Raw genomic sequence first — 5,396 nt, 5'->3', positions numbered from 1 at the left:
CGAGCTGGCCGCGACGGGGGACGTCGCGCGGGCGTTGGCCGGACGGCCCGTCGAGACCGTGGGACTCGGCGACTACAAGGCCTTCGTCGAGGGGCTGGCCGTCGAGGTCAAGGCCCGGGTCGGCGGCGCGGACCGCACCCCCGTGTACGTCTTCCTGGTCGGTGCCGACGCCGCGGACCCGCTGCTCGAACGCACCGGCACCGACGCGCTGCGCAGCGTGATCCGGTTCGGTCCCGAGGTCGGTGTGCACGTGGTGGGCTGGTGGCGCTCCGCGACGCGGCTCAAGCAGCTCCTGGCGATGACCGCGAGCGTCGACGACGTCGGGGCCTGGATCGCGCTCGACGTCCAGGGCGCCGATCTGGCCCCCTTCGGGCCCACCGCCTCCACGACCTGGTCGCCGCGGCCCGGCCGGGGCCTGCTGTTCGACCGCGCGCAGCAGTCCCGCCCGGAGGTCGTCATCGTGCCCGGCGCGGTGGAGGAGCCGTGACCGATCCCCGCACGACCGATCCCCGCAGTCCCGCGCAGCGCTACCGCGAGCTCACCGGCGCGATCGCGGACGCCTCCCGCGACCTGCGGGCCCGAGACGCCGAGCGGGTCGCCGAGCTGCGCCGCCTGCTCGCAGTGCTCCACGACCGGATGGAACGGGTGGGGGAGCGCACCGGGATGAGTCGGCTCGCCGCGCACACGCACTGGGAGACCGCGCTCGACGCGATGTGGGCGGAGCCGTGGATGACCGTCCCACCCTTCCCCCGCCCCGACCCGCAGGCGGACCCGAGCAGGCTCGCGGCGTACGAGCAGGAGATGTACGAGGCCCACGAGGCCCTGATGGGACTGGTCCACCGGACGAGGTTCGGCTTCCGCCGCTGACCACCGCAGCATGGAGCCACCACTGTCGTTCCCGGCCTTCGAAACGACAGTTACGGCTCCATGATGCCCTCGTCGTCGTCTCTCGCGAGGTAGGTCGCGAGGCGGTCGATCGCGTTCTCGTGGGTGGGGTGCTCGTCCACGAAGGCCCGGAGGCGGGCGGCCAGCCACTCGACGCTGACCGCCTCGCCCTCCCTGCGGGACTCCAGTTCCTCGATGCCCCGGTCGGTGAAGTACATCGGCTTACGAGAAGGCCTTGCCGATCAGCTCGCGCTGCTCGACCTCGTGCACCTTCGACGAGCCGGGGGCGGGAGCCGCCATCCGGCGCCGGGAGATCCGCTTGATGCTCGCGAGCCGCTCCGGCAGCTTCTCCGGCAGCTCCAGGCCCATGTGCGGCCAGGCGCCCTGGTTGGCGGGCTCCTCCTGGACCCAGCGGATGTCCTGGGCGTTGGGGTAGCGCTCCAGCACCGAGGCCAGCTGGCGGTCCGGCACCGGGTACAGCTGCTCGAGCCGGACGATCGCGGTGTCCGTGATCTCCTGCTTCTGCCGGTGCTGGTGCAGCTCCCAGAAGATCTTGCCGCTGCACAGCAGGACCTTCTTGACCGAGGAGGCGGGCCCGTCGGCGGTGCGGAACTCCGGGTCGTCGATCACCGGACGGAACCGGCCGCCGGTGAAGTCCGAGACCGAGGAGACCACGGCCTTGTTGCGCAGCATCGACTTCGGGGTGAAGACGATCAGCGGGCGGCGGACGCCGTCGAGCGCGTGCCGACGCAGCAGGTGGAAGTAGTTCGCGGGCTCCGACGGCAGCGCGACGGTCATCGAACCCTCGGCGCACAGCTGCAGGAACCGCTCGATCCGCCCGGAGCTGTGGTCGGGGCCCTGGCCCTCGAGGCCGTGCGGCAGCAGCAGCACGACGTCGCTCATCTGGCCCCACTTGGCCTCACCGGACGAGATGAACTCGTCGATGATCGACTGGGCGCCGTTGACGAAGTCGCCGAACTGGCCCTCCCAGAGGACCAGCGCGTCGGAGTTCGCCACCGAGTAGCCGTACTCGAAGCCGACCGCCGCGAACTCCGAGAGCGCCGAGTCGTAGGGCAGGAACCGGCCCTGGTCCTCCGCGAGGTTGCGCAGCGGGTAGTACTCCTCGCCCGTCTTGCGGTCGATGAGCACCGAGTGCCGCTGCACGAAGGTGCCGCGGCGGGAGTCCTGGCCGGAGAGCCGGACGAGCTTGCCGTCGAGCGCCAGCGACCCGAAGGCGAGCAGCTCGCCGAAGGCCCAGTCGATGTCGCCCTCGCGGGACATCTTCTCCCGCTTGGCCAGCACCGGCTTCACGCGCTGGTGCGGGGTGAAGCCCTCGGGCAGGTGCGCGTGCACGTCGCCGATCTTGTGCACGACCTCGACCGGGATCGAGGTGTCCAGGTCGCTCGGGACGGACTGTTCCTTCTCGACCGACGCGGAGACGACCGGCGGGGTCTTCTCCAGCTCGCGGACCTCGTTGAACACGTGCTCGAGCTGGTTGGAGAAGTCCTTGAGCGCGTGCTCGGCCTCCTCCATGGTGATGTCGCCGCGGCCGATGAGCGACTCGGTGTAGATCTTGCGCACCGAGCGCTTGGCGTCGATCACGTCGTACATCGCGGGCTGCGTCATCGAGGGGTCGTCGCCCTCGTTGTGGCCGCGGCGCCGGTAGCAGATCATGTCGATCACGACGTCGTTGTTCCAACGCTGCCGGTACTCGACGGCCAGCTTGGCCACCCAGACACAGGCCTCGGGGTCGTCCCCGTTCACGTGGAAGACCGGCGCACCGATCATCTTCGCGACGTCCGTGCAGTACTGCGAGGAGCGCGAGTTCTCCGGGGCGGTGGTGAAGCCGACCTGGTTGTTCACGACGACGTGCACCGTGCCGCCGGTGCGGTAGCCGCGCAGCAGGGCGAGGTTGAGCGTCTCCGCGACGACACCCTGGCCCGCGAACGCCGCGTCGCCGTGCATCATCAGCGGCAGCACGGTGAAGCCGCCGTCGCCCTTGTCGAGGATGTCCTGCTTGGCGCGCACGATGCCCTCGAGCACCGGGTCCACCGCCTCGAGGTGCGACGGGTTCGAGGCCAGCGACACGACCGTCTCGCCGTCGCCGAACATCCGGAAGTACTTGCCCTCGGCGCCCAGGTGGTACTTCACGTCCCCGGAGCCGTGCGCCTGGCCCGGGTCGAGGTTGCCCTCGAACTCGCGGAAGATCTGGCTGATCGGCTTGCCGACGATGTTGGCCAGTACGTTGAGCCGCCCGCGGTGGGGCATGCCGATGACGACCTCGTCGAGCTCGTTCTCGGCGGACTTGTCCAGCACCGCGTCGAGCAGCGGGATCACGGTCTCGCCGCCCTCGAGCGAGAACCGCTTCTGGCCGACGTACTTGGTCTGCAGGAAGGTCTCGAACGCCTCGGCGGCGTTGAGCTTCGAGAGGATGTACTTCTGCTCGACGACGCTCGGCTTCTGGTGCGGGACCTCGATGCGCTCCTGCAGCCAGGCGCGCTGCTCCGGGTCCGCGATGTGCATGTACTCCGTGCCGACGGTGCGGCAGTAGGAGTCCCGCAGCAGGCCCAGGATGTCCCGCAGCTTCATCCGCTGCTGGCCGCCGAAGCCGCCGACGGCGAACTCGCGGTCCAGGTCCCACAGGGTGAGCCCGTGCGACAGCACGTCCAGGTCGGGGTGGCGGCGCTGGCGGTAGTTCAGCGGGTCGGTGTCGGCCATCAGGTGGCCGCGGGTGCGGTAGGACTCGATCAGCTCGAGGATCCGCGCGGTCTTGTCGACCTCGCCCTCGGGGAAGTCCTGCACCCAGCGGACGGGCTCGTACGGCACCCGCAGCGAGGTGAAGATGTCGTCGTAGAAGCCGTCGTCGCCCAGCAGCAGGCGGTGCACCCGGCGCAGGAAGTCGCCGGACTCCGCGCCCTGGATGATCCGGTGGTCGTAGGTCGACGTCAGCGTGATGATCTTGCTGATGCCGATCTGCGAGAGCCGCTCCTCGGAGGCGCCCTGGAACTCGGCCGGGTACTCCATGGCACCGACACCGATGATCGCGCCCTGGCCCTGCATCAGCCGCGGCACCGAGTGGTTGGTGCCGAGCGTGCCCGGGTTGGTCAGCGAGATGGTGGTGCCCTGGAAGTCCTCGGCGGTCAGCGAGCCGTTGCGCGCCTTGTGGACCATGCCCTCGTAGGCGGACCAGAACTGCGCGAACGTCATGTTCTCGCAGCCCTTGATCGACACGACGACGAGCGAGCGCTGCCCGTTCTTGCCGGGCAGGTCGATGGCCAGGCCGAGGTTGACGTGCTCGGGCTGGACCAGCGTGGGCTTGCCGTCGGTCTCGACGAAGTGCCGGTTCATGCCGGGGAAGTCGGCGATCGCCTTGACCAGGGCGTACCCGATGAGGTGCGTGAAGGAGATCTTCCCGCCGCGGGTCCGCTTGAGCTGGTTGTTGATGACGATCCGGTTGTCGGCCAGGAGCTTGGCCGGGACCGCGCGCACGCTCGTGGCCGTGGGCACGGTCAGCGAGGCGTTCATGTTCTTGACGACGGCGTTGGCCGCCCCGCGGATCGGGCTGACCTCGTCCTGGCTCGGCGCGGCGGGCTTGGCCGCGGCCTTCGACGTGGTCCCCGCCTCGGGCTTGGCGGGGGTGCTCGCGGCGGTGCGGGTGCCGTTGGCGCGGGTCTCGACGGGGGCGGACGTCGTGGAGCTGACGGGAGCCACGTCCTTCTTTCCGGTCGGGGTGGTGGGGGCGGAGCCGTTGGAGCTGGAAGCGGTCTTCGCGGCCTCGGCGGGCTTCACGGGCGGGGTCTCGGCGGCCGCCTGCTCGGCGGTGGCCTGAGCGGTGGGGCTGTCCTCGGCGGGAGCGGCGCCGGAGAGCGAGCCGCCCGGTCGGTAGTCGGCGAAGAAGTCGTGCCACGCGGGGTCGACGCCTGCCGGGTCGTCGAGGAAGCGCTGGTACATCTCCTCCACGAGCCACTCGTTCGGGCCGAAGTCACTCGACCCGAATTCGCCGGTATGGCCGGTCGTACTGCTGGTGGACACGCGCTCTCAACCGCCTTGGTTCGCCTGAAGCCTGTGGGTCGCCGATGACCGGGTTCCCAGGGTAGTCCTCTTCACTCGCGGACACGTACGGTGCTCGGTCCGTATCACGTGTCCGTTTCGTGCCCACGCGCTAGAAGCCGGGCGGCGCGCCGATCGCGGGCACGACCGCGCTGCGCACCGAGGCCTCGGCGATGACGGTGCCCTCGACCAGGCCGCAGGGCGAGTCCCGGCGCAGGGTGTCCCGCTCGCCCGCGTACTGGCCGTCGACGGGGTCGACGAGCAGCTCGGTGCGCGTGGGGCCCGCGTCGTGGACCAGGGCGAGGCAGAGGTTGCCGTCGAGGTCCTTGACCTCGTCGACGAGCGTGACCGCGGGCAGCTCGAGCAGCGCCGCGAAGAGGGCGCCGCGCAGGTCCGCGGGCACGGCGCACGAGCGCAGTGCGTCGACCGCGCTGCGGAAGGGGCCGGTGTAGGTGAAGAGT

3 protein-coding genes and 2 pseudogenes are annotated in these 5,396 nt (G+C 70.3%); 2 read left to right on the top strand and 3 right to left on the bottom strand.

Features of this window, described 5'->3' with window-relative positions:
* Both H5J29_RS19515 and H5J29_RS19510 read left to right on the top strand, forming a co-directional pair.
* Positions 1–487, top strand: a pseudogene (locus H5J29_RS19515) (FtsK/SpoIIIE domain-containing protein); the annotation flags it as partial.
* Entirely contained in the window at positions 484–867 is a 384-nt protein-coding gene (locus H5J29_RS19510) for a hypothetical protein (protein WP_181782489.1), read from the top strand. The pseudogene H5J29_RS19515 and the gene H5J29_RS19510, both read left to right, overlap by 4 nt.
* A gap of 50 nt (positions 868–917) precedes the next feature.
* Here H5J29_RS19510 and H5J29_RS19505 read toward each other — a convergent pair whose 3' ends face one another.
* The 3 genes and pseudogenes from H5J29_RS19505 to H5J29_RS19495 form a co-directional block, all read right to left on the bottom strand.
* A complete protein-coding gene (locus H5J29_RS19505; protein WP_181782488.1) occupies positions 918–1,103 on the bottom strand; it encodes a DUF6104 family protein in 186 nt (61 codons plus the stop codon).
* Positions 1,104–1,107: 4 nt separating this feature from the next.
* A complete protein-coding gene (locus tag H5J29_RS19500; protein ID WP_181782487.1) occupies positions 1,108–4,917 on the bottom strand; it encodes a multifunctional oxoglutarate decarboxylase/oxoglutarate dehydrogenase thiamine pyrophosphate-binding subunit/dihydrolipoyllysine-residue succinyltransferase subunit in 3,810 nt (1,269 codons plus the stop codon).
* Positions 4,918–5,047: 130 nt separating this feature from the next.
* A pseudogene (locus tag H5J29_RS19495) lies at positions 5,048–5,396 on the bottom strand (hypothetical protein); the annotation flags it as partial.

It is taken from the genome of Pseudonocardia pini, assembly GCF_013870575.1.
In the GTDB taxonomy this organism is placed as follows: domain Bacteria; phylum Actinomycetota; class Actinomycetes; order Mycobacteriales; family Pseudonocardiaceae; genus Pseudonocardia; species Pseudonocardia pini.
The sequence above is the reverse complement of the archived record's forward strand: the minus strand, read 5'-3'. Positions and strand labels throughout refer to the sequence as shown.